Source organism: Micromonospora sp. C51, assembly GCF_018070435.1.
GTDB classification, from domain to species: domain Bacteria; phylum Actinomycetota; class Actinomycetes; order Mycobacteriales; family Micromonosporaceae; genus Micromonospora; species Micromonospora sediminimaris.
This window is the reverse complement of record NZ_JAGPXQ010000007.1, coordinates 62,364-84,529: the sequence shown is the minus strand read 5'-3', so window position 1 is coordinate 84,529 and position 22,166 is coordinate 62,364. Positions and strand designations below refer to the sequence as shown.

Genomic DNA, 22,166 nt, shown 5'->3' with positions numbered 1-22,166 from the left:
GCCGCCGGTCTTCCGTCCCGTGGACCGGCGGCCTTATATTGCATCAGCAGTGCAATAACATTGGAGGTGGCGAGTGTCCGACCACACGGCCGACGGGCTGCGCGGGCTGGTCGCCGCGTTCCTGCGGACGCACGATCCGAGCGGTGACCGCACCGGTTTCCTGCGCGCCCGCTTCGACGCCGGGCTGGCCTGGGTGCATCACCCACCCGGGCGCGGTGGCCTGGGCGCACCGCCGCATCTTCAGGCGGTGGTGGACGACGCCTTCGCCGAGGCCGGCGCGCCGGACAACCAGCCCCGCCGCAACAGCATCGGGCTCGGCATGGCCGCGCCCACCCTGCTGCGGCACGCCAGCGAGGCCCAGTGCCAGCGCTGGCTGCGACCCCTGTGGACCGGCGAGGAGGTGTGGTGCCAGCTGTTCAGCGAGCCCGATGCCGGCTCCGACCTGGCGAGCCTGCGTACCCGGGCGGTGCCCGACGGCGACGGCTGGGTGGTCGACGGCCAGAAGGTGTGGACGTCGCTGGCCCACGAGGCGCGCTGGGCGATCCTGCTGGCCCGCACCGACCCGGCCGCACCGAAGCATCACGGCCTCACCTACTTCGTCTGTGACATGGCGGTGCCGGGGGTGCAGGTGCGGCCACTGCGGCAGGCGACCGGCGAGGCGGAGTTCAACGAGGTGTTCCTGACCGGCGTCCGGATACCCGACGCCCACCGCATCGGCGAGGTGGGGCATGGTTGGCGGATCGCCCGCACCACCCTGATGAACGAACGCGTCGCCATCGGCGGCCGGCCGCTGCCCCGGGAGGGTGGGATGGTCGGGGTGCTGGCCCGGCTGTGGCGGGAGCGACCGGACCTGCGCACCGGTGGCCTGCACGAGGAGGTCCTGCGCGCGTGGGTCCGCGCCGAGGCCGCCCGGCTGGCCGCGCTGCGTCTGCGTCAACTGGTCGCCGCTGGCCAACCCGGCCCCGAGGGTTCGGCGGTGAAGCTCTCCTTCGCCGAGCTGAGCCAGCGGATCAGCGGCCTGGAGGTCGAGTTGCGCGGCGCGGAGGGGCTGCGGCACGACGACTGGACGATGCGTCGGCCGGTGGCCCCGGACCTGCTCGGCCGCACCGCCACCTATCGATACCTGCGCGCCCGGGGTAACTCCATCGAGGGCGGCACGTCGGAGATCCTGCGCACCATCATCGCCGAGCGGGTGCTCGGCCTGCCCGCCGAGCCCCGGGTGGACCGATGACCGACCTGCTCTACGACTCCGACGAGGAGGCGCTGCGCGGCAGCGTCCGCGCCCTGCTGGCCACGCACGCACCGTGGCAGCGCGTCCTCGCCGCCGTCGACGCCGATGCGCCGTACGACGCGGCGCTGTGGCGTCGGCTGGTCGACCAGACCGGGGTGACCGGCCTGGTGGTGCCGGCCGAGCACGGTGGCGCCGGAGCCGGGTTCCGCGAGGTCGCGGTGGTGCTGGAGGAACTGGGCCGCGCGGTCGCGCCGGTGCCTTTCCTGGGCACCGTCGTGGCCACCCGGGCGCTGCTCGCCTGCGGCGAGTCCACGCTGCTGCGCCAGCTCGCGGCCGCCGAACGCGACGTGGCGCTGGCCGTCGGTCTCGCCACCGCGCCCGACGCGGCTCCCGGCGCGGTCACCGCCGGCCCCGGGCCGACGTTGTCCGGCCGGGTGGCCGGCGTCGCCGACACCGCACCGCGTGGCCTGCTGCTGGTCCCGACCGGCGACGGGCTGTACGCGGTGGACGCCGCGGATCCGGCGGTGCGGACGACTCCCGTGGTGTCGCTGGACGCCACCCGGCCGCTTGCCGACATCGAGTTCACCGCCGCGCCCGCCCGCCGGGTCGCGGCGGGCGAGGTGGCCGCCACGGCGGTGCGGGCGGCGCTGACCGCGGGTGCGGCGCTGCTCGCCTCCGAGCAGGTCGGAGTGGCGCAGTGGTGTCTGGACACGACGGTGGACTACGTGCGGCAGCGCCGACAGTTCGGCCGACCGGTCGGTTCGTTCCAGGCGGTCAAGCACCGGCTGGCCGACCTCTGGGTGGAGCTGACCGAGGCTCGGGCGGTGGCCCGGTACGCGGCCGCCAACGCCGCCGGTTCCGAGGCGTCGCTGGCAGCCGCGTTGGCCCAGGCGTACTGCGGCCCCGTGGCGGTCCGGGCGGCGGAGACCTGCGTCCAGTTGCACGGTGGCCTGGGCTTCACCTGGGAACACCCGGCCCATCTCTACCTCAAGCGGGCCAAGAGCGCCGCGATCGCCTTCGGCACCGCCGACCGGCACCGGGCCGCCCTGGCTCGGCTGGTCGACCTGCCCGGGCCGGGCACCGCCGACGGCGGCACGAATCGCAGTACCGACAGGTAACAACCAGGCATCGAGGGTGTTGACGAAACACGCGAGAAACGTACACTCCGAGTGTAATAATGTGGCGGCGAGGCGAGGAGCGGGCTGATGGCGGACGGTCTCGCACTGCACCAGGTCGGCGTCCGCTTCGGCGGCCTCATCGCCCTCGACGACGTCTCGTTGACGGTCGGGCCGGGCGAGGTGGTCGGGGTGATCGGTCCCAACGGGGCCGGCAAGACCACGCTGTTCAACGTCGTCTGCGGCTTCGCCACCGCGCACACCGGCACGCTCACCCTCGACGGCCGGCCCTTTCGACCACGGCCGCACCGGCTGACCGGGCTGGGCATCGCCCGGACGTTGCAGGGCACCGGCCTGTTCGCCGGGCTCACCGTGCTGGAGAACGTGATGGCCGGGGCCACCCACACCGCCCGGACCGGGCTGATACCGGCCCTGCTGGGTCTGCCGCGCAGCGACCGCGACGAGCGCCGGCTGCGCGAGCACGCCCGCGCCGTCCTGGCCGACCTGGACATCACGGAGTACGCCGACGCCGCGCCGGACACCCTTCCGTTCGCGGTACGCCAGCGGGTCGCGCTCGCCCGCGCGCTGGCCGCGCGCCCCCGGCTGCTGCTGCTCGACGAGCCGGCCGGCGGCCTCGGCGCGGACGACGTGGACAGCCTGGCGGAGCTGATCCGGGGGCTGCCGCACCGGGCCTCCGACCCCTGCGCGGTACTGCTTGTGGAACACCACATGGACCTGGTCATGGCGGTCTGTGACCGGATCGTGGTGCTCGACTTCGGGCGGGTCGTCGCCACGGGTCCGCCCGAGGCGGTCCGCGAGGATCCGGCCGTGGTGGACGCCTACCTCGGCGCGGCACTCGACGAGGCCGCGTAGTGGGCGGCGACCTGCTCACCGCCGAGGCCCTGGCCGCCGGTTACGGACCGGTGCCGGTGCTGCACGACGTCGACCTGCGGGTGCCCCCCGGCACCATCGCCGCCGTCATCGGCGCCAACGGCGCCGGCAAGACCACCCTGTTGCGCACCCTGTCGGGCATGCTGCGCCCGACCGCCGGTCGGATCCTGCTCGACGGCCGTGACCTGCGCGGCACCCCGGTCGAGCAACTCGTCCGGCGCGGTGTCGCGCATGTGCCGGAGGGGCGCGGCGTGATCGGCGAACTCACCGTGGAGGAGAACCTGCGCCTCGGCGCGTTGTGGCGGCGGGACCGCAGCGACGCCGCGCGCGCCCTCGACGAGATCTATCAGCTGTTCGAGCCGCTGGCCTCGCGGCGGCGACACCTCGGCCACCAGCTCTCCGGTGGCGAACGGCAGATGCTGGCCCTCGGTCGGGCGCTGGTCGGCCGGCCCCGCCTGCTGCTGCTGGACGAACCGTCACTCGGCCTGGCGCCGCGGGTGGTGGCCCAGACCATGGCGTTGCTGCGCCAGCTGCGCGACGACACCGGGCTGACCGTGCTGCTGGTCGAGCAGAACGTACGCAGCGCCCTGGCCGTCGCCGACCAGGGCATCGTGATGTCGCTCGGCCGGGTCGCGCTGGCCGCCCCGGCCGCCCGGCTGCGCGACGACGCCGACCTGCGCCACGCCTACCTCGGATTCTAGAAGCGCAAGGAGGACCGTGGACCGCTTCCTGTTCCTCACCCTCGACGGCCTGTCGAGGGGCGCGGTCTACGCCGCGTTCGCACTCGCCCTGGTGCTCATCTGGCGGGCCGGCCGGATCGTCAACTTCGCCCAGGGCGCGATGGCGGTGGCCGCCGCGTACGTGGCGTACAGCGTCACCGCCGTGACCGGCTCGTACTGGCTCGGCTTCGGCGCGGCGCTGCTCGCCGGGCTGCTGCTCGGCGCGGTCGTGGACGTCGCGGTGATGCGGCTGGTGGACCACCGGTCACCGCTCAATCCGGTGATCGTGGCGCTCGGGCTGGTCCTGCTGATCCAGGCGATCCTCGGCATGGTGTACGGCAACGAGTACCTGCCGGCCCGGACACCGTTCAGCCGGACCGCGCTGACGGTCGGCGGCACCGCCGTGCTGTCCCCGTACGACCTGTTCGTCTTCGCCACCGTCGGGGTGGTCGGCGCGGCCCTGGTCTGGGTCTTCACCCGGACGGCGATCGGGTTGCGGATGCGCGCCGCGGCGTTCGCGCCCGAGGTGTCCCGGCTGCTCGGGGTGAACGTGGGCGGCATGCTCACCCTCGGCTGGGCGCTGGCCTCGGGTGTCGGCGCCCTGGCCGGGATGCTGGTCATCCCCACCGAGCTGGGGCTGCATCCGCACGCGATGGACCTGGTCTTCGTCTCCGCGTTCACCGCCGCGGTGCTCGGCGGGCTGGACAGCCCGCCCGGCGCGGTCGTCGGTGGTCTCGGTGTCGGGCTGCTGCTGTCCTACGTCAGCGGGTACGCCGGCGGCGATCTCATTCCGCTCGCGGTGCTCGCGCTGCTGCTGACGGTGCTGCTGTTACGCCCAGGTGGGCTGTTCGCCCCGGTCGCCGCGAGGCGGGTATGAGCGCCACCCGGGCGGCGACGCCGTCCGCCCGGCACGCCGCCGTCGATCCCGTTCGCCCCGGCCGGTCACTGCCGACCCTGGTGCGCCACCTCGCCGTCGCGGCCGGCGTCGCCCTGCTGGTGCTGATGGTCAGCTACCAGCTCGACTCGTTCCGGAACTTCCAACTGGCCACCGTGGCCGCCTACCTGTGCGCCACCGCCGGGCTGACCGTCCTGACCGGGCTCTGCGGGCAGCTCTCGCTGGGACACGGCGCGCTGATGGCCACCGGCGCGTACAGCCTCGCGCTGGCGCAGAACGCCTTCGCCGAGCGCGGTCTCACCGCCGGTGGGTGGCTGGCCGTGTCGCTGGTGGTGGCGGTGCTGGCCACCGTCGTCGTCGGCGCGGTCGTCGGGGTCGCCGCCGCCCGGCTGCGCGGGCCGTACCTGGCCGGGCTCACCCTGGCCGTGGCGGTGGTGGTGCCGGCGTTGACCGTCACCTTCGACGGGGTGTTCAACGGCGAGCAGGGCCTGGCGGTGCCGGTGGCCCCGGCTCCGGCCGCGCTGGGGAGTTATTTCCCGCACGAGCGGTGGCAGCTCTGGGTGGCCGCCGCGGCGTCCCTGATCTGCCTGGTGCTGCTGGCGAACCTGGTCCGCAGTCGCTACGGCCGCTCGTTCCGGGCGGTACGCGACGACGAGGTCGCCGCCCGGTTGGCCGGCATCCACGTGGCCCGTACCCAGGTCGTCGCGTTCGTGGTCAGCGCGGCCAGCGCCGGCCTCGGCGGGGCCCTGCTGGCGGTGCTCGCGCAGAGCGTGTCGCCCGGCGCGTTCGGCCTGACGTTGTCGCTGTTCCTGCTGATGGCCGTGGTCATCGGCGGTCTCGGTCGAATCGCCGGGGCGGCCTGGGGCGCCTTCCTACTGGTCGCGCTGCCCGATCTGACGCATTCCCTGACCAACCTGTTCACCCTCTCGCCGGCCGCGGCACAGCGACTGGAGGGCAACCTGCCGCTGGCGATCTTCGGCAGCACGCTGATCGCGGTCATGATCGTCGCGCCGGGCGGTGTGCAGGGGTTGTTGTCCCGGCTGGCCCGGGCGTTGCGCGCCCGCTTGCCGGTCGGGCGGTCGTAACCGTCACACCTACTCACCCCAACCATCCATTTCGCACTACCGGACCGATGAAAGGTCGGTGTCCCATGCGAAGCACGGCACGGCGCGGTCTCGTGATCGCCACCACTATCACCCTGTTGCTCACCTCTGCCGCGTGCGGCTCGGACGACGGTCCCGGTGCGGGAGCGCCGGTGCCCGGCGTCACCGACTCGGAGATCGTCGTCGGGACCCACATGCCACTGACCGGTCCGGCGTCCGCCGGCTACTCGAAGATCGCCCCGGCGACGAAGGCGTACTTCGACTACGTCAACGCCAACGGCGGCGTGCACGGCCGCAAGATCACTTATAAGATCATGGATGACGGCTACAACCCCGCCACCACCCAGCAGGTCGTCCGGCAGCTCGTCCTCCAGGACAAGGTCTTCGCCATCCTCAACGGCCTCGGCACGCCGACCCACACCGGCGTGCTGGACTTCCTGCACACCAACCGGGTACCGGACCTCTTCGTCGCCTCCGGCAGCCGCAGCTGGGACCAGCCCGACCGCTATCCGAACACCTTCGGCTTCAACCCCGACTACACGGTCGAGGGCAAGATCCTGGCGAACCACGTGAAGACCACCCTGCCTGGTCGCAAGGTCTGCTTCCTCGGGCAGGACGACGACTTCGGCCGGGACGCGTTGGCCGGCGTGGAGAAGGTGCTCGGTGCCGACGGCGTGACCGACCGCCAGACCTACGTCACAAGCAACACAAACGTCGCGCCGCAGATCGGTGCGTTCAAGGCGGCCGGTTGCGAGGTGGTCATCCTCGCCACCGTGCCCGGCTTCACCGCCCTGTCCGTCGGCACCGCCGCTCGGCTGGACTTCCGCCCGCAGTGGGTGGTGTCGAACGTGGGCGCCGACCACCCGACGCTGGCTCGGCAGCTCGGCGACGCCGCCGGGCTGCTGGAGGGCATGGTCGGTCTGAACTACCTGCCGATGCAGAACGACGCCGACGATCCGTGGATCCAGTTGTTCACCAAGGTCAACACGGAGCACAACGGCGGCGCGGAGTTCGACGGCAACACCGTCTACGGGATGGCGGTGGGCTACCTGTTCGTGCAGGTGCTCCAGGCCGCCGGCAAGGACCTCACCCGGGAGTCGCTTGTCGAAGCCGTTCGCAAGGGTGGTTACCAGGGGCCCGGCGTGGCGCCGTTGCGGTTCTCCGCCACCGACCACTCCGGCTACGGCGGCGGCCGGCTGAGCCGGGTCGAAGGGGGCGAGCAGCGCTACTTCGGTCCGACGTACGAGACCGACGAGTCCGACGGGCCGGTCAACGAGTACACCGCACCGCCGGTGCCGCCACCGGCCAACGGCGTGCCGAGCGCCTGATCCGCTCGCCCGGTGTGCACCGCCCGGCCCGATCCCGGGCGGTGCACACCGGCGAGATGAGCCGGCCCCGCCGGGCCGCCGCGATCCGCGGCGGCACCGGGTGCGATCGGGCCGGCTCGTCCGGGCAAGGTCTCGGCAAACGCCTAGACTCGGCTCGCACGAACGCGACGCCAGGGGTGAGGGGGACGGCGGGGATGGTCAGTGCCGAGGCAGCCGGTCGGGTCGACGGGCGCACCGCCCGGGCCGAGCGCACCCGGGCGGCGATCGTCGAGGCGCATCTGGCGCTCATCTCCGAGGGAGACCTGCGCCCGACCGGTGAGCGCATCGCCGAGCGGGCCGGCATCTCCCTGCGTACGCTCTGGACCAACTTCAAGGACATGGAGACCCTGTTCGAGGCCAGTGGGGCGGAGCTGCTTCGCCAGCAGGACGCCGCGTGGCGGCCGATCTCGCCCAGCTTGCCGCTGGCCAAGCGGGTCGACGCGTTCTGCCGGCAGCGGGCGAAACTGCTGCAACTGATCGCGCCGTCGGCTCGGGCGGCACAGATGCGCGAACCGGTCTCCGCCCAGCTGCGCCGCAACCGGCTCAAACACATCGCCCGGGTACGCGACGAGGTCGAGCAGCTGTTCGCCGACGAGCTGGACCGCACCGGGCCGGCCCGGGAGCAGGTGGTCAACGCCGTGGTGGCGGCGAGCACCTGGCCGGCGTGGTCGACCCTGCGCGACAGCCTCGGGTTGGGCGTGGACGCCGCCCGCGCGGTGATGGCCCGCACCGTCGGCGCGCTGCTCGCCGAGCCGGCCGACCGCTGACCCGGATCCGCCGCCACCCGACAATTCCCTCTTCTCAAGCGCCGACGGGTAGGCGAGACTCGATGCATGGTTAATGCATCGACCGTGCAAATATCTGTGCTACGGGGCCGGCAGGCGGAGTGCCGGGAGATCCGGAGCCTGCTCGCCGCACCGGCCGGGAAGGCGCTGCTGCTGCACGGTGAACCCGGCTCCGGGCGGAGCACGCTGCTGGCGTACGCCCATCGGCACGGCCGGGGTCGTCGGCTGCTCGCCGCCACCGGCCTGCCCGACGAGGCGATGCTGCCCTACGCCGGGTTGCAGCGGCTGCTCGATCCGGTGCTCGACGGCACCGGCGCGCTGCCCGAGCGGCAACGACAGGTGCTGCGCCGGGCGGTGGCCGGTGAGGGCTGTCGCGACCAGGACCAGTTGCTGCTCTCCCACGCCGTACTCGGGCTGCTCGCCGAGGCCGCCCACGACGGCCCGCTGCTGTGCACCATGGACGACCTCGACGTGGGCGACGCCCCGACGGCGCGGTTGCTGACCCTGGTGGCCCGGCGACTGCCGCAGCTGCCCGTCGTCCTGCTGCTCACCGCCGGCAGCGACAGCGGCGCGGACGCGATACCCGCCCGCCGGCTGCTGCCGCTCGACGAGCCGGACAGTCACGCCCTGCTGGCCGCGTGTCGCCCGGGGCCCCCACCACCCGGCCCGGTGCTGGCCGGGCTGAGCGCCCTCGCCGCCGGCAACCCGCAGGCCCTGGTCGACCTCGCGGACTCGCTGACGCACGGTCAGTGGCACGGCGTGGAACCGCTGCCCACGACCCCGCCGGCCGACGGCGGCCTGGGCCGGGCCTACCGTGGCGTGCTCTCCCGCCTGCCCGGCGAGACGCGGCGCGCGCTGCTGCTGGCCGCGCTCGCCGCGCCCGCAGATCCCGAGCTGGCCGACCAGGCTGACGTGGCGGATCCGGTAACGCTGGGCCGGGCGCTGCGAGCGGCCGGCGACGGTCTCGCGGCGCTCGCGCCGGCCGAGGCCGTCGGCCTGATCCGACTCACCGCACCGGGCGGTGTCGCCTTTCCCCGGTCGCTGGCCCGCGCCATGGTCGAGGCCACCGCCTCCGTGACCGCGCGCCGCGACGCGCATCTACTCCTCGCCGCCGCGCTCGACGGCACCGGGGCCCGGTTGCGTCGGGCCCTGCATCTGGCGGCGGCGACCGATGGACCGGCACCGGCGTTGGCCACGGAATTGGCCGACGCGGTAGGCGACCGCGCGGACCGCTCCACCGCGGCGACGGCGCTGGCCCGGGCCGCCGAACTCAGCGACGATCCGGTGCTCGCCGCCAGTCGACAGGTCGCCGCCGCCCGCTACGCCTGGCAGGCGGGGGATCCCGGTCGTGCCCGCGTGTTGCTGCCCCGCGTCGCGGACGTGCCGGTCACCTCTCCCACCGGCGGTCTCGCCGAACTGCTGCGTGGCGAGATGCGACTGCGCTGCGGCTCGGCGCCGGCCGCGTTGCCGAGCCTGCTGGCCGCCGCCAGCGCACTGGCCGAGGTGGACCCTGAGTCGGCACTGGTCGCGCTGGTCCGCGCCGGTGAGGCGGTCTGCTTCTGCGGCGACCAGTACCGCTACGCCGAGGTGGCCCGCCGGATGGCGGCACTTCGCCGCGACGGGGATCCACCGTGGGCGGACCTGCTGACCACCCTGGTCGCCGGGGTGGCCGCCACGCTGCGCGGTGACCACACCCACGCCGGCCCGCTGCTACGTCGGGCGGTGGTGCTCGGTGGCCGGTTGACAAGTGCGGCAGTGACCCCGACCGCGTTGACCGGCGCGGCCGTGGCCGGCCTGCTGGTCGCGGTGGACGCCGCGGCGTACCGGCTCGCCGACCGTGCCGTCGAGCTGGCGGCCGACCGGGGCGAGGTGTCCCTGTTGCCCAGAGCGCTCGAACTACGCGCGATGAGCGAGTACTGGCTGGGTCGCCACGAGGCCGCGACGCAGAGCTGCCGGGAAGGGCTGCGGGTGGCGCGGGCCGCCGGCCAGCACACCACCGCCGGCGTGCATCTCGGCCTGCTCGCCGTGCTCGCGGCCGTGCGGTCCGACCACGACGCCAGTCTCGGCCACGTCGCCGAGTTGGGCGACGTCGCCGTGCCGGGCAGTCGCCCGCATGCCCTCGCCGAGTGGGCCCTCGCGTTGCTGGACCTGGTCGACGCCAGGTACGCCGATGCCGCAGACCGCCTGGCCGCGTTGGCCCGACCCGGTACGGGGCGCGGCCAGGTCCTCGTCCAGGTGATGGCCACGCCCCACCTCGTCGAGGCCGCCGCGCACGATGGTCGGCACGCCCGGGCCCGTGCCGCGCTCACCGTTTTCGACCGCTGGGCCGGCAGCACCGCCAGCCCGCTGCGCCGGGCGTTGTCGGCCCGCTGCCACGCGTTGCTGGCTCCGCGCGGTAGCGCCGAGGCCGAGCGGTATTTCCGGGCCGCGCTGTCCCTGCACCCGTGCGACGCCGCCACCTTCGAACGGGCGCGCACCGAGCTGCTCTTCGGTCGGGAACTGCGCCACGCCCGCCGCCCCCGCGAGGCTCGCGGTCACCTGCACCGAGCCCGGCAGACCTTCATCCTGCTCGGTGCCGAGGCGTGGGCTCGGCAGTCCACAGTGGAGCTGCGCGCGGCGGGGGAGTCCGTCGGTACGCCGGACCCGGACGCCGTGCGGCTGCTCACCGGTCAGCAACTGCGCGTCGCCCACCTGGTCGCCTCCGGTGCCACCAACCAGGAGGTGGCCAGGCAGATGTTCCTGTCCACCCGGACCGTCGACCATCACCTGCGCAACATCTACCACCGGCTCGGCATCCGCTCCCGCACCGAGCTGGTCCGCGCGTTGGGCTGATGTGGCCAAACCGATATTCAACTGATTCATGACGGGCGTCAGAATTTCTTGACATTTGAGGGTCGGTGGCCCACGATGGCCAACACGGCCGGGTGATCTCACTCACATCCAGCCCGCCGCAGGTCCCAAGGCACCTGTCGGTGTTGACGCGCCCACCACTCCCGCCCCAGGAAGGGCCTTGTCGATGAAGAAGCTATTCACGCTCGGGCTGATCGCCAGCGTCGCGATCGCGCTCGCTGGATGTACGGACTCCGATGCCACCCCCTCGGGAGAGAATAGCGGCGAACTTCGCCAGGTTCGTGTCGCGGCCCTGCCGATCACCGAGACCGCCGCGTTGTGGGGCGGCATGAAGGCCGGCATCTTCGAAAAGCACGGACTGTCGGTCGAGGTGCTGCCCGCGCAGGGTGGCGCCCAGGCCATCCCCGCGCTCATCAACGGCGACATCGACTTCGCCATCGGTCAGCCGTTCGGCCCGTTCCGGGCCGACCTGCAGGATCTCGGCGTCGTGATCATCGGTAACTACGCGTCGTCCTACGCCGAGGGCGACGACATCAACGCCGTGGTGGCCTCGGCCAAGTCGGGCATCACCAGGCCGGCGGAGCTCGCGGGCAAGCGGGTGGCGGTCAACAGCCTGGGCGCGGCCGGCGACGTGACGATCATGGCTGCGGTGGAGAAGGACGGCGGTGACCCCTCGACCATCAAGTTCGTCGAGGTCGCCTTCCCCGACGTCCCGGCGCAGCTCGAGGCCGACAACATCGACGCCGCCTGGGTGCCGGAACCCTTCGTCACCCAGCTGCGCAACCGTGGCGACACCTTCGTCGTCGCGCCCTACCAGGCGGTCGCCCCCGGGCTCGCGACGCTCACCGCCATCACGACGAAGGAGCAGATGGACTCCGAGGCCGAGCTGGTCGCCGACTTCACCGCGGCGATGAAGGAGACCCTCGCGTGGGCGCAGGACTCCGCCAACGAGGCGGCCGTCCGCCAGGCGATCAAGGACAACCTGGAGCTTCCGGAGGCGGTCGCGGACTCGGTGAAGCTGCCGGAGTTCGGCTGGGAGCTGGACCGGGCGAGCCTGGAATCGCTGGCCACGCTCGCCGGCAAGTACAAGGTGCTCGATCAGCAGCCCAACTTCGATCGCCTCATCCAGCAGCAGTAGCCGGCGCGGTCCCGCCCTTCCCGGTGACCGGCCGGGAAGGGCGTCGCCGCCGACCACGGGAGCAACATGCACGTCTTGTCCCTCCGACGTCTCCGTTCGCTGCGCAAGGTGATGCTGGGCGTTGTCGGGCTGACCGGGTTCCTCGTCATCTGGCAGCTGGTCCCGACCCTGGGCCTGATCAACTCGCAGTACCTGCCGTACGTCACGGACGTGCTCGCCCGGCTCGCCGAGGAGTTCCGTGACCTCGCCTTCTGGCGCCGGCTCGGGTACACCATGACCTCCTGGGCGATCGGGTTGGCCGTGGCCACCGCCGCCGCGGTCGTCCTCGGTACGATCGTCGGCCTGGTGCCCTTCCTGCGCCGCGCCACCCACACGGTGGTGGAGTTCCTGCGGCCCATCCCGTCGGTGGCGCTCATCCCGCTCGCCGTGCTGTTGTTCGGCATCCAGATGCAGGCCGCCCTGCTCATCATCATCTACGCGTCGTTCTGGCAGGTCTTCGTCCAGGTGATCTACGGTGTCGCCGACGTCGACGCGGTCGCCCGGGACACCGCCCGCAGCTTCGGACTCACCCGCCGCGAGCGGCTGTCATACCTGGTGCTGCCGACCGCCCTGCCGTACCTCATGACCGGCGTCAGGCTGGCCGCGGCGGTCGCCCTCATCCTCGCCATCACCGCCGAGATGGTGATCGGCAACCCCGGTCTGGGGCGGATGATCGAGCTGTCCCGGTCCGCCGGTGACGCCGTCGGCCTGTACGCCTTCGTGGTGGTCACCGGTCTGCTCGGGCTCGTGGTGAATCTCGTCTTCCGCTTCATCGAGCGGCGTTCGTTGTCGTGGCACCAGTCCGTACGCGGTGAGGAGGTCCTGTGACCACGTATACCGGCCGGATCGCCCAGCGCTCGCGCGGACGTGGCCTCGGGCGTCGTGTCGCCGCGGGTTTCCTCTACCCGCTCGGGTTGCCCTTCCTGCTGCTGGTGCTCTGGGGAGTGGCGTCGACCTCGTCGACCAACCGGTTCTTCCCCGGCCCCCTCACCATCTTCGAAGCCTTCCGGGAGACCTGGATCGGCCCCGCGTTCGTCGACGACGTGCTGCCGAGTCTCTACCGGCTCGCCCTCGGGATCGCGGCCTCGATCGTGATCGGCATCGCCGCCGGCACGCTCATCGGGCTGTTCCAATGGCTGCGGGAACTGCTCGAACCGCTGCTGGAGTTCTTCCGGGCCATCCCGCCGCCGGTGCTGATCCCGGTCGTGATGCTGCTGCTCGGCATCACCGACACGATGAAGGTGGTCGTGATCGTCTCCGGCGCGGTCTGGCCCATCCTGCTGAACACGATCGACGGTGTCCGGGCCACCGACAGCGTGATGTCCGAGACCGCCGACTCGTTCCAGATCACCTGGTGGGAGCGGCTCCGGTTCCTCGTGCTCCCGGCCGCCAGTCCGCGGATCATGACCGGGGTCCGGCAGGGGCTCTCGGTCGCGCTGATCCTGATGGTCATCTCGGAGATGTTCGCCTCGTCCGCCGGACTGGGCTATCGGATCGCCTACTTCCAACGCAACTACCTCATCGCCGAGATGTGGAGCGGCATTCTCCTGCTCGGCCTCGTCGGCGTGCTCCTCGCCGCGACCTTCGGTGTCGTCGAGCGACGGGTGCTGCGCTGGTACCACGGAATCAGGGAGGTCAACCGTGCCTGACCGGAGCACCCTGCTGCGGGTGGAGCACCTGCGCAAGGTCTACGAGTCCGCGAACGGCGATGTCGAGGCGATCGGGGACATCAGCTTCACCATGCGCTCCGGTGAGCTGGTCTGCATCGTCGGGCCGTCGGGCTGCGGCAAGACGACCCTGTTGAAATGTCTCGCCGGCCTGCTCCGCCCGACCAGCGGGCTGGTCGAGATGGACGGGGCGCCGGTGACCGGCCCGAGCCCGGCGATGGCCGTCGTCTTCCAGGAGTACGGCCGCAGCCTTTACCCGTGGTTGACCGTCCGGGGCAACGTCGAGCTGCCGCTGCGGCACAAGCGGCTGTCTCGCCAGGAACGCGACAAGCTCGTCACCGACGCCATCGAGGCGGTCGGGCTGGCGCACGCGGCACGCAGCCACCCGTGGCAGCTCTCGGGCGGCATGCAGCAGCGGGTGGCGATCGCGCGGGCCATCGCGTACCAGCCCGAGGTGCTGATCATGGACGAGCCGTTCGCCGCGGTCGACGCCCAGACCCGCGCGGACCTGGAGGATCTCGTCCGCGAGCTGCACGCCAACCGCAAGATTTCGGTTCTCTTCGTCACCCACGACATCGACGAATCGGTTTACCTGGGGGAACGGGTGCTGGTGTTGTCCGCGTCGCCGACCTGGGTACAGGAGGACCTGACGGTCGACCTCCCGCCGGAGCGCGACCAGATCAGCACCCGGGCGCTACCGCGCTTCACCGAGCTGCGTACGCATGTCTACGACCAGATCCAGCGTGCGAAGCGCGGGCAGACCGTCGCCCCGTGATCGTGCCGAGGGGTGGATTCGCTCGAGAGGGAAAGCTGTGCGCAGTCGTCAGCCGAAGCAGCTGCTGCTCGCGTTCTTCGGCGAGCACGTCGTCGACGATGCGGTTGGCCCGATTCGCGCCAGCGTCCTGATCGGGGTGCTCGAAGGAGCCGGTGTCGCCGCACCGGCGACGCGGGCGACCCTCGACCGGCTGGTGCAGACCGGCATGCTGGAACGGAGCAAGAGCGGTCGGGAGATCCTGTTCTCGCTTACCGAGCACGGCGTGGCGGTGTTGCGGGAGGCCACCGCACGCGTCCGTGGCCCGCGCCCGTTCGACCCGCAGGGCACCGGCTGGACTCTCGTCACGTTCACGATCCCCGAGGGACAGCGGACCCTGCGCCACCGGTTGCGTTCCACCCTGACCTGGGAGGGTTTCGCGCCGCTGCGCGACGGGCTCTGGCTGGCGCCCGGCGAGGTCGACCTCGCCGGGTCGCTGGAACCGTTGTGTGAGGACCTTCCCCCCAAGACGGTCATCGCCTTCCACGCCCGGGAACTCGCCGGCTTCCCGATCGCCGACAGTGTCCGCGCGGCCTGGGACATCGAGGCGATCCGCCGTGAGCACCTGGCGTTCATCGAGGTGTGGGGCGACCCGGGCGCCGCGACCCAGGCGGCGAGCGCGCTGACCGTGCGGACGATGCTGGTGGCCGACTGGCTCGCGTTGCTGCGCGCGGACCCGAGGCTGCCCCGCGAGTTCATGGACGCGGAGTGGCCGGCCGGGCGGTCGACGCAGGTCTACCGGCGGATGCACCAGCGGCTGGCCGCGGCCTCCGCTGAGGAGTTCGCCGCCCTCGTCACCGGTGGCGCCGGTGCGGTGGCCAGGAACGTCGGTGGTGTCGCGGCGAGGTCGGGCGGTGATCCGGCCCGGCGCAGCCGGGCCTAGCCGGCGAACCGGTTCCGCAGGTCGCCCTTGCGCACCTTCCCGGACGCGGTCCGGGGCAGCTCGTCGACGATGACCACGTTCTTGGGCACCTTGTAACGGGCGACCCGGCCGTCGAGGAACTGGTGGACCGTGGCCAGGTCCACGGTGGCGTCCTCGCGCACCGTCATGATCGCCCACGGCACCTCGCCCCACCGCGCGTCCGGTACGCCGATGACCGCCACCCCGGTCACCCCGTCGATCTCGCCGAGCAGGACTTCGATCTCGGCCGGGTAGATGTTCTCGCCCCCCGAGATGATCATGTCCTTGAGGCGGCCGGAGATGTAGAGGTAGCCGTCGGCGTCGAGGTATCCGAGGTCGCCGGAGCGGAACCAGCCGTCCGGGGTGAATGCCTCGGCCGTCGCCTCCGGCAGCCGGTGATAGCCGGGGAAGACGTTCGGGCCGCAGATCTGGATCTCACCGATGCCGTCGTCGGCGATCGGCTGGCCGTGTTCGTCGGCGATCCGCACGCTTGTGAAGAAGTGCGGCAGGCCCACGCTGCCCTGCTTGGCGCGGGTCATCGCCGGGGGCAGCGACGTCGCGCCCGGCGACGCCTCGGTCATGCCGTAGCCCTGCGAGAACGACAGGCCGCGTTCCTCGTAGGCGTTGAGGATCCGGGTGGGTACGGCCGAGCCGCCGCAGGTCAGCTTGCGCAACGTCGACAGGTCGGTGGTGGCCCAGTTCGGGTGGTCGGCCATCAGCTGGTACGTGGTCGGCACGCCGCTGAGCATGGTGACGCCGTGCCGCTCGATCTGGGCCAGCGCGCGTCCCGGCTCGAAGCCCTTCTCCAGCACCAGCGTGGCGCCCTTGAGGATGACCGGCAGCGCACCCATGCCGAGGGACGCGACGTGGAACAACGGCGAGATCATCAGCGCGACGTCGGTCGACACGACGTCGTAGTCGACCACGCAGTTGAGCGCGACCCAGGTGAGGTTGCCGTGGGTCAGCACGGCGCCCTTGGCCCGTCCGGTCGTGCCTGAGGTGTAGATGATCGCGGCCGGGTCGTCCAGGCTCACCGCCACGGCAGCGCCGTCCACGGCGGTCGTGCTCAGCAGCCGGGTCAGTCCCGGCCGGTCGGGCGTACCCTCCCCGGTGACCACGACGCGCGGGGCCGGCCCGGTGCCGATGGCGGCGGCCACCCGCTCGTCGAACTCGGGATCGTGGATCAGCACCCGCGCGCCGCAGTCGGTGAGCACGTGGGCGACCTCGGGCGGCGCCAGCCGGGTGTTGATCGGCACGAAGACGGCGCCCAGCCGCGCCGCGCCGAACATCACCTGGAGGAAATCCGGACTGTTCTCGCCCAGATAGGCCACCGCGTCGCCCTTGCCGAGGCCGAGCCCCCGCAGCAGCGCGGCGACCCGGTCGGTGCCGTCGGCGAACTGGCGGTACGTCACGGTGGAGCCCTCGCCGTGGACGAGGGCGAGCTTGTCGGGGGACTTGAGCCGGCGCTTGGCCGGCCAGGCACCGATTCCTTGTTCGTGCATCAGCGGTCTCCCGGTGGTGGCGGACGGTGCGTCGACGCGTGGCCGGTCGGCCCGGCCGGTGGCCGTCAGGCGTAGAAGCGGTACAGGCCGCGGGCCACCACTGCCGGCTTGGTGCCGCCGTCGATCTCGATCGTCTGGTCGACGGCGATCTGGTAGCCCCCGGCCACCTCGACGACCTCGGCGACCGTCGCGGTCATGCGTACCCGCGAGCCGACCGTGACCGGGGCCGGGAAGCGCACCTTGTCCAAGCCGTAGTTGACCTTCGTGGTGACCCCCTTCACGTCGAGCAGTTCGGTCCAGAAGGGCACCGCCAGCGAAAGCGTGAGGAAGCCGTGGGCGATGGGCGCGCCGAAGGGGCCGTTCTTCGCCCGCTCCGGGTCGACGTGGATCCACTGGTGGTCGTCGGTGGCGTCGGCGAAGAGGTTCACCTGGTCCTGGGTGACCGTCCGGTAGTCGGTGTAGCCCAGGTCGGTGCCGGCGAGGTCGGCGAGCTGTTCGTAGGTGATCGTCGTCGTCATGAGCGTCCTCTCGTCGTCAGCTGGACAGGCGCAACAGCCGGACGGCGTTGTCCTTCAGAATGCCGGGGAGCACCTCGGGCTTGAGGTCGGTGGCGCGCACGTCCCGCAGCCAGCGGTCCGGGGTGAGCAGCGGATAGTCGGTGCCGAACAGCACCCGGCGCTTGAGCAGCGAGTTGGCGTACCGCACCAGCTCGGCTGGGAAGTACTTCGGGCTCCAGCCGGACAGGTCGATCCAGGTGTTCGGCTTGTGGGTGGCCACCGACAGCGCCTCGTCCTGCCAGGGCACCGACGGGTGGGCCATGATGATCTGGAGGTCGGGGAACTCGGCCGCGACGGGGTCGAGCAGCATCGGGTTCGACAGGCCGAGCCGGAATCCGTAGCCGCCCGGCATCCCGGCACCGATGCCGGTCTGCCCGGTGTGGAACAGCGCCGGCACGCCGGCCTTCTCCAGCAGGCCCCACAGCGGCGCGTACTGCTCGTCGCTCGGATCGAAGCCCTGCACGGTGGGATGGAACTTGAAGCCGCGTACGCCCTCGTCCTCGATCAGCCGACTGGCGAGGTCGAGCGCCGCCGCCCCGGTGCGCGGGTCGACCGACCCGAACGGGATCAGGACGTCGGCGTGCTCGGCCGCGGCGCGGGCGATCTCCACGCTCGACAGCGGCTGGTGCGCCAACTGGGTGCGGGCGTCCACGGTGAACACGACCGCCGCCATCTGGCGTTCCCGGTAGTACTGCGCCACCGCCTCGATCGCCGGGCGCGGCCCGTCGGCCTTGAAGTACTTCGACACCGCCGCCACCAGGTCGTCGGGCAGCGAGTTGTGGCCGTGCTCGTCGACCTCGATGTGCACATGCATGTCGATCGCGGTGACGGCGTCGAGGTCGATGGCGGGTTGGTACATGATGGGGAACTTTCGTCCGGCGGGTCAGGAGCCTGCGGTCTTGAACTCCTCGGGGAGTTCGGGGAACCGCTCGCCGACGCTCTGCAGCGCCCCGGCGAACGTCGCCGGCCAGGCTTCGAGCAGAGCATCGTACGTCCAGCCGCCCTCACGGTGGGCGGTCAGCGCCGCCTCCGGGTGGGTCCAGACCTGGAGCCGGTCGCCGCCCACCCCGATCACCTGACCGGTGACGCCGCCGGCCGCGTCGGAGCCGAGGAACGCGATGAGACCGGCGACGTCCTCAGCCGTGCCGAAGCCGAGATCGTGCCGGAAGAACGCCGGCATCGGCTCGCCCTGCTCGGCCGCCTGCACGGCAGCGGCGAAGTAGGGAACCGTGGCGGTCATGGCGGTCGCGGCCACCGGGACCACGGTGTTGGCGGTGATGCCGGCGCGCTTGAGCTCCAGCGCCCAGGTACGCGTCATGCCGACGATGCCCGCCTTGGCGGCGGCGTAGTTGGTCTGGCCGAAGTTGCCGCGCTGGCCGGTGGGGGAGCCGATGCAGATGATGCGCCCACCCTCGCCGGCCGCCCGCATGTGTTGCACCGCCGCGCGCACGGTGGTGAAGGTGCCGCGCAGGTGCACGTTGATGACGGTGTCGAAGTCCTCGTCGGTCATCTTCCACAGCACGGTGTCGCGCAGCACACCGGCGTTGGTGACCAGGATGTCGAGTCGACCGAAGGTCTCGACGGCGGTGGCGACCAACCGCTCGGCGGTCTCGGTCGGGCCGACCGGGGCGACCACCGCGGCGGCTCGGCCACCGAGCGCCTCGATGGACGCGACGGCGTCGGCAGTGGTCTGCGCGTCGACATCGTTGACCACCACGGCGGCGCCCTGCCGGGCGAGCTCCTGCGCGTACGCGAGGCCGAGACCGCGTCCGGATCCGGTGACGATGGCGACCTTGCCGTCCAGGGACATGGAGAACTCCTTCGTGTTCACCCGATCTGAGCACGGACCGTTGAAAATGTCAATCATTGGTGAAACGCGCTACCATCGTCGCCATGTCCGCTAGCGGGAAGACCCGGCTGCCGGGGCGGGACGCCCTGCGGGACAGCGTGCTCGGCGGTGACCTGGTCTTTCTGCTGGCCCGTGCCAACGCGCTCACGCTCGCGGCGGCCAACGCCGCCCTCGCCGAGCACGGGCTCAAGGCACGGTCCTACTCCGTGCTCGCGCTGGCCGCCGACGGGGTTCGACCCACCCAGCGGGAACTGGCCGAGTTCCTCCGCCTCGACCCGAGCCAGGTCGTCGCCCTGGTCGACGGCCTCGAACAGCGTCAGTTGGTGGAGCGCCGCACCGACCCCGCCGACCGGCGGGCCAACGTCCTCGTCGCGACCGACGCCGGTCGGGACCTCTTCGCCCGCGCCCAGCAGGCCGCCCGTGCTGTCGAGCGGGGCCTGCTGGCCCCGGTGACCCCCGAGGAGCACGAGCGGCTGGCCGGTCTGCTGCGCCTGCTCGCCTTCCCCGACTGAGCGTGGTCGGGAGGCTCGCCCGTGGCGAGCCTCCCGACCTGGCGCTGAGCCTCAGAAGCGGATCCAGGTGCCGGCGAGTGGGCGCTGCCCGACGCCCGGTTTCGACCAGTCGCAGACGCCGCCGGGGAAGACCGCGCGCAGCCGCTGCCACTGCTCGGCGGTGAAGCGCACCCCGTACCCCGACCTGCGCAGCGGCTGAAGCTGGCACTTGAGCACTGCCGAGGTGGTCGGCCCGCCCGCCACCACCCGGGGATTGCGGTGGTACGGGTAGAGCTGGTTGCACCGGGCGGTCGGGTCGAGGGTCAGCCGCTCCACGATCCGCTCACCGTCGGGCGTGACGCAGTTGTCGGCCAGGCCACGCGGCCGGGACAGCCGGGTGAGCGCGACGGCGTCGAGGTGCGGACGGGCCGCCGCGAGCCTGCCGCGCGCGGTCAGCCAGGCATCCATGTCGACGAGCGCCTGCTCCTGGATCGCCGCGCTGGCCGCGCCCGGCGGGCCGGTCACGCTGACGTGGTTGTCGGCGTTGCCGTTGGCCCGCACCAGCCGCTCCCGCATCGTCCACGAGCGGAACCGGTCGTGGAAGTCGCCTGTCGGGTCGGTGTAGCCGCGCGTCTCGATGACCGGGGTCCAGCGCAGCCCGCCGTCGAACTGGTTGACCCGGCCGGTCGCGTACGCCCTGCTGATCGCCGCGACGTTCGCCGAGGTGCGCTGCGGCGTGCGGTTGCCCTCCACGTCCAGGCCGCCGATGCCCTCGTTGAGCCGGACGAACTGCTCCGGGCTGATGACGCCCGCCCTGAGCGTCGCCAGGCCGTACTGCACGCCGACGGTGTCCGGGATGATCGGCCGGCCGGCACCGGTCCTCGGGTCGACGCCGTAGACGTTCGAGACGAAGTCCGCCATGGCGCAGCGGATGCCCTCCGGGTTGGTGTCCGGGTGGTAGCGCCGGTCGGCGGGGATGTGGGCGGGGCAGGCGGTCGGCCAGTCCACACTGTCGAAGAACTGGTAGCCGAAGCAGGTGTTCGGGCTGCCGAAGCCACTGACGGCGTGCTGCTGGGCCGCCGACAGCCCGGCGGCGGTGGCCGCCTGGGAGATGAACCGGCACTCGTGGCCGGAGATGGTCGTGGAGCGCTCGTCCGGGTAGCCGATGCTGCCGATGACGCCGTCCAGGATGCCGGGATAGGCGTTCGAGATCAGCAACTGCTGCATGGTGCCGGCCGATCCACCCCAACCCATGGTGAAGGCCGGTACGCCGAGCGTCTCGACGAAGTGTTCCTTGACCATCATGGCCGTCTCGGCTGACGTGACGTCGTTGCAGTTGTGCGCGTACACGTTGAAGGTCGCGCTGGCGACCGCGTAGCCGCGGCTCAGCAGCGTGTGGTCGAGTACGCCGCCGGTGCTGGTGGCCTGGGTGTGCCCGATGCCGCAGGCGCCGCCGAAGGTGTAGACCAGCCGCTCGTTCCAGCCACGCGTGGTCGCCCAGGGGCTCGGGGCCGGGGTGCCGGGCTGGTGCAGCATGGCGATCTCGTACACCGCCCGGTTGATGGTGCCGCGTTCGATCCGCACCACGTACGGGACGGTCCGGCCGGCCGTGGTGGTGCTGGCCACGTCCGCCGGCAGCGGACCGTCGGGCAGGTCGACGAAGCTCCCGGCGGTGCTGCGGTACCGGTAGCTGACCTGAGCCTCGGCGACGTGGCAGTTCTCATCGACCGGGCCCAGGTGCCACGGACTGCCCGAGGCGGTGCAGAACAGCGGGATGTGCGGCCCGGAGAAGACCGGGCCGGCGGCCGGATGGTTGACAAGCGTCAGGCTGGCGCCGGGGCGTCCCCATCCTGGCCCGTGCGCGCGGACCTCGATCCGGTTGCGGCCCAGCTTCAGCCGGTCCACCAGGCCGAGCAGGGTCCGCTTGTCGCCCGCCGGCCGGAAGCGTCCGGTCACGTCCCGGCCGTCGAGGCGGACCTTCACCCGGTGCGGTGCGACGGTGCGCGGCACGGTGACGCGGACCAGGGCGTCGCCGCCGCTGACCATGTCCGCGCGGCCGGAGACGACCGACACGTCGAAGCCGCGGTCGATGCCCTTGCCGGCCACGGGCGCGGCCCCGGCCGGTGCGGAACTGCTGACCAGTGCGATGGCGACGAGCGCGGTCAACGCCACCCGGAGGGGTCGGTGCCGGGTGCTCCTCCGAGATCGGTGGATGGGCATGGCGGGACCCCTTTCAGCCGGGGACGGGCGGCTGG

Annotated in this window: 20 protein-coding genes; 15 read left to right on the top strand and 5 right to left on the bottom strand. The window is 72.1% G+C overall.

Annotated elements, in window-relative coordinates; all coding sequences use genetic code 11:
• Window positions 1-73 precede the first annotated feature (73 nt).
• The 14 genes from KBX50_RS11055 to KBX50_RS10990 all read left to right on the top strand — a co-directional run bounded on the left by KBX50_RS11055 (window position 74) and on the right by KBX50_RS10990 (window position 15,494).
• Entirely contained in the window at window positions 74-1,231 is a 1,158-nt protein-coding gene (locus tag KBX50_RS11055; RefSeq protein WP_210936823.1) for an acyl-CoA dehydrogenase family protein, read from the top strand.
• Window positions 1,228-2,349, top strand: coding sequence for an acyl-CoA dehydrogenase family protein (locus tag KBX50_RS11050; protein WP_210936821.1), 1,122 nt, complete (start codon window positions 1,228-1,230; stop codon window positions 2,347-2,349). Before KBX50_RS11055 ends, KBX50_RS11050 begins: the two co-directional genes overlap by 4 nt.
• 87 nt (window positions 2,350-2,436) lie before the next feature.
• Window positions 2,437-3,219, top strand: coding sequence for an ABC transporter ATP-binding protein (locus KBX50_RS11045; RefSeq protein WP_210936819.1), 783 nt, complete (start codon window positions 2,437-2,439; stop codon window positions 3,217-3,219).
• A complete protein-coding gene (locus KBX50_RS11040) occupies window positions 3,219-3,938 on the top strand; it encodes an ABC transporter ATP-binding protein (RefSeq protein ID WP_210936817.1) in 720 nt (239 codons plus the stop codon). Before KBX50_RS11045 ends, KBX50_RS11040 begins: the two co-directional genes overlap by 1 nt.
• Window positions 3,939-3,954: 16 nt before the next feature.
• The gene (locus tag KBX50_RS11035; RefSeq protein ID WP_093402232.1) at window positions 3,955-4,833 is read left to right on the top strand and encodes a branched-chain amino acid ABC transporter permease; all 879 of its coding nucleotides are present in this window, start codon (window positions 3,955-3,957) and stop codon (window positions 4,831-4,833) included.
• On the top strand, window positions 4,830-5,936 hold the full coding sequence (locus KBX50_RS11030) for a branched-chain amino acid ABC transporter permease (protein ID WP_210936815.1): 1,107 nt from the start codon (window positions 4,830-4,832) through the stop codon (window positions 5,934-5,936). Before KBX50_RS11035 ends, KBX50_RS11030 begins: the two co-directional genes overlap by 4 nt.
• 65 nt (window positions 5,937-6,001) lie before the next feature.
• The gene (locus KBX50_RS11025) at window positions 6,002-7,282 is read left to right on the top strand and encodes an ABC transporter substrate-binding protein (protein ID WP_210936813.1); all 1,281 of its coding nucleotides are present in this window, start codon (window positions 6,002-6,004) and stop codon (window positions 7,280-7,282) included.
• Between the two features lie 194 nt (window positions 7,283-7,476).
• A complete protein-coding gene (locus KBX50_RS11020) occupies window positions 7,477-8,088 on the top strand; it encodes a TetR/AcrR family transcriptional regulator (protein WP_210936811.1) in 612 nt (203 codons plus the stop codon).
• A gap of 84 nt (window positions 8,089-8,172) precedes the next feature.
• Entirely contained in the window at window positions 8,173-10,938 is a 2,766-nt protein-coding gene (locus tag KBX50_RS11015; protein ID WP_307870912.1) for a LuxR family transcriptional regulator, read from the top strand.
• Between the two features lie 184 nt (window positions 10,939-11,122).
• Window positions 11,123-12,094: an ABC transporter substrate-binding protein gene (locus tag KBX50_RS11010; protein WP_210937033.1), complete on the top strand. Its 972-nt coding sequence runs from the start codon at window positions 11,123-11,125 to the stop codon at window positions 12,092-12,094.
• A gap of 75 nt (window positions 12,095-12,169) precedes the next feature.
• On the top strand, window positions 12,170-12,961 hold the full coding sequence (locus tag KBX50_RS11005; RefSeq protein ID WP_247673484.1) for an ABC transporter permease: 792 nt from the start codon (window positions 12,170-12,172) through the stop codon (window positions 12,959-12,961).
• Window positions 12,958-13,782, top strand: coding sequence for an ABC transporter permease (locus KBX50_RS11000; RefSeq protein ID WP_210936807.1), 825 nt, complete (start codon window positions 12,958-12,960; stop codon window positions 13,780-13,782). Before KBX50_RS11005 ends, KBX50_RS11000 begins: the two co-directional genes overlap by 4 nt.
• Window positions 13,775-14,575, top strand: a complete 801-nt coding sequence (locus tag KBX50_RS10995) for an ABC transporter ATP-binding protein (protein WP_210936805.1) — start codon at window positions 13,775-13,777, stop codon at window positions 14,573-14,575. Before KBX50_RS11000 ends, KBX50_RS10995 begins: the two co-directional genes overlap by 8 nt.
• A 37-nt stretch (window positions 14,576-14,612) precedes the next feature.
• Window positions 14,613-15,494 (top strand): PaaX family transcriptional regulator C-terminal domain-containing protein, encoded by an 882-nt coding sequence (locus KBX50_RS10990; protein ID WP_210936803.1) that lies wholly within the window; start codon window positions 14,613-14,615, stop codon window positions 15,492-15,494.
• On the opposite strand, the gene KBX50_RS10985 is transcribed toward KBX50_RS10990, so the two are convergent.
• The 4 genes from KBX50_RS10985 to KBX50_RS10970 form a co-directional block, all read right to left on the bottom strand.
• Complete coding sequence (locus KBX50_RS10985) at window positions 15,491-17,014, bottom strand: long-chain fatty acid--CoA ligase (RefSeq protein WP_247673483.1); 1,524 nt, start codon at window positions 17,012-17,014, stop codon at window positions 15,491-15,493. The two genes, KBX50_RS10990 and KBX50_RS10985, sit on opposite strands and share 4 nt — an antisense overlap.
• Window positions 17,015-17,079: 65 nt before the next feature.
• Window positions 17,080-17,532 carry a MaoC family dehydratase gene (locus KBX50_RS10980; protein WP_204001095.1) on the bottom strand — a complete coding sequence of 151 codons (453 nt, stop codon included), beginning with the start codon at window positions 17,530-17,532 and terminating at the stop codon, window positions 17,080-17,082.
• A gap of 16 nt (window positions 17,533-17,548) precedes the next feature.
• Complete coding sequence (locus tag KBX50_RS10975; protein WP_210936801.1) at window positions 17,549-18,430, bottom strand: amidohydrolase family protein; 882 nt, start codon at window positions 18,428-18,430, stop codon at window positions 17,549-17,551.
• Between the two features lie 24 nt (window positions 18,431-18,454).
• Complete coding sequence (locus KBX50_RS10970) at window positions 18,455-19,381, bottom strand: SDR family NAD(P)-dependent oxidoreductase (RefSeq protein WP_210936799.1); 927 nt, start codon at window positions 19,379-19,381, stop codon at window positions 18,455-18,457.
• Window positions 19,382-19,464: 83 nt separating this feature from the next.
• Here KBX50_RS10970 and KBX50_RS10965 point away from each other — a divergent pair, with 83 nt between their 5' ends.
• The gene (locus KBX50_RS10965) at window positions 19,465-19,932 is read left to right on the top strand and encodes a MarR family winged helix-turn-helix transcriptional regulator (RefSeq protein ID WP_210936797.1); all 468 of its coding nucleotides are present in this window, start codon (window positions 19,465-19,467) and stop codon (window positions 19,930-19,932) included.
• A 51-nt stretch (window positions 19,933-19,983) separates the two neighbouring features.
• On the opposite strand, the gene KBX50_RS10960 is transcribed toward KBX50_RS10965, so the two are convergent.
• Entirely contained in the window at window positions 19,984-22,131 is a 2,148-nt protein-coding gene (locus KBX50_RS10960) for a DUF6351 family protein (protein WP_210936795.1), read from the bottom strand.
• Window positions 22,132-22,166: the final 35 nt, after the last annotated feature.

Bases quoted from the DNA above. Each gene is read 5' to 3' on its own strand.
- KBX50_RS11050 (WP_210936821.1), top strand. From the start codon at position 1,228: ATGACCGACCTGCTCTACGACTCCGACGAGGAGGCGCTGCGCGGCAGC.
- KBX50_RS11045 (WP_210936819.1), top strand. From the start codon at position 2,437: ATGGCGGACGGTCTCGCACTGCACCAGGTCGGCGTCCGCTTCGGCGGC.
- KBX50_RS11030 (WP_210936815.1), top strand. From the start codon at position 4,830: ATGAGCGCCACCCGGGCGGCGACGCCGTCCGCCCGGCACGCCGCCGTC.
- KBX50_RS11025 (WP_210936813.1), top strand. From the start codon at position 6,002: ATGCGAAGCACGGCACGGCGCGGTCTCGTGATCGCCACCACTATCACC.
- KBX50_RS11020 (WP_210936811.1), top strand. From the start codon at position 7,477: ATGGTCAGTGCCGAGGCAGCCGGTCGGGTCGACGGGCGCACCGCCCGG.
- KBX50_RS11010 (WP_210937033.1), top strand. From the start codon at position 11,123: ATGAAGAAGCTATTCACGCTCGGGCTGATCGCCAGCGTCGCGATCGCG.
- KBX50_RS10985 (WP_247673483.1), bottom strand. From the start codon at position 17,014: ATGCACGAACAAGGAATCGGTGCCTGGCCGGCCAAGCGCCGGCTCAAG.
- KBX50_RS10980 (WP_204001095.1), bottom strand. From the start codon at position 17,532: ATGACGACGACGATCACCTACGAACAGCTCGCCGACCTCGCCGGCACC.
- KBX50_RS10975 (WP_210936801.1), bottom strand. From the start codon at position 18,430: ATGTACCAACCCGCCATCGACCTCGACGCCGTCACCGCGATCGACATG.
- KBX50_RS10970 (WP_210936799.1), bottom strand. From the start codon at position 19,381: ATGTCCCTGGACGGCAAGGTCGCCATCGTCACCGGATCCGGACGCGGT.
- KBX50_RS10965 (WP_210936797.1), top strand. From the start codon at position 19,465: ATGTCCGCTAGCGGGAAGACCCGGCTGCCGGGGCGGGACGCCCTGCGG.
- KBX50_RS10960 (WP_210936795.1), bottom strand. From the start codon at position 22,131: ATGCCCATCCACCGATCTCGGAGGAGCACCCGGCACCGACCCCTCCGG.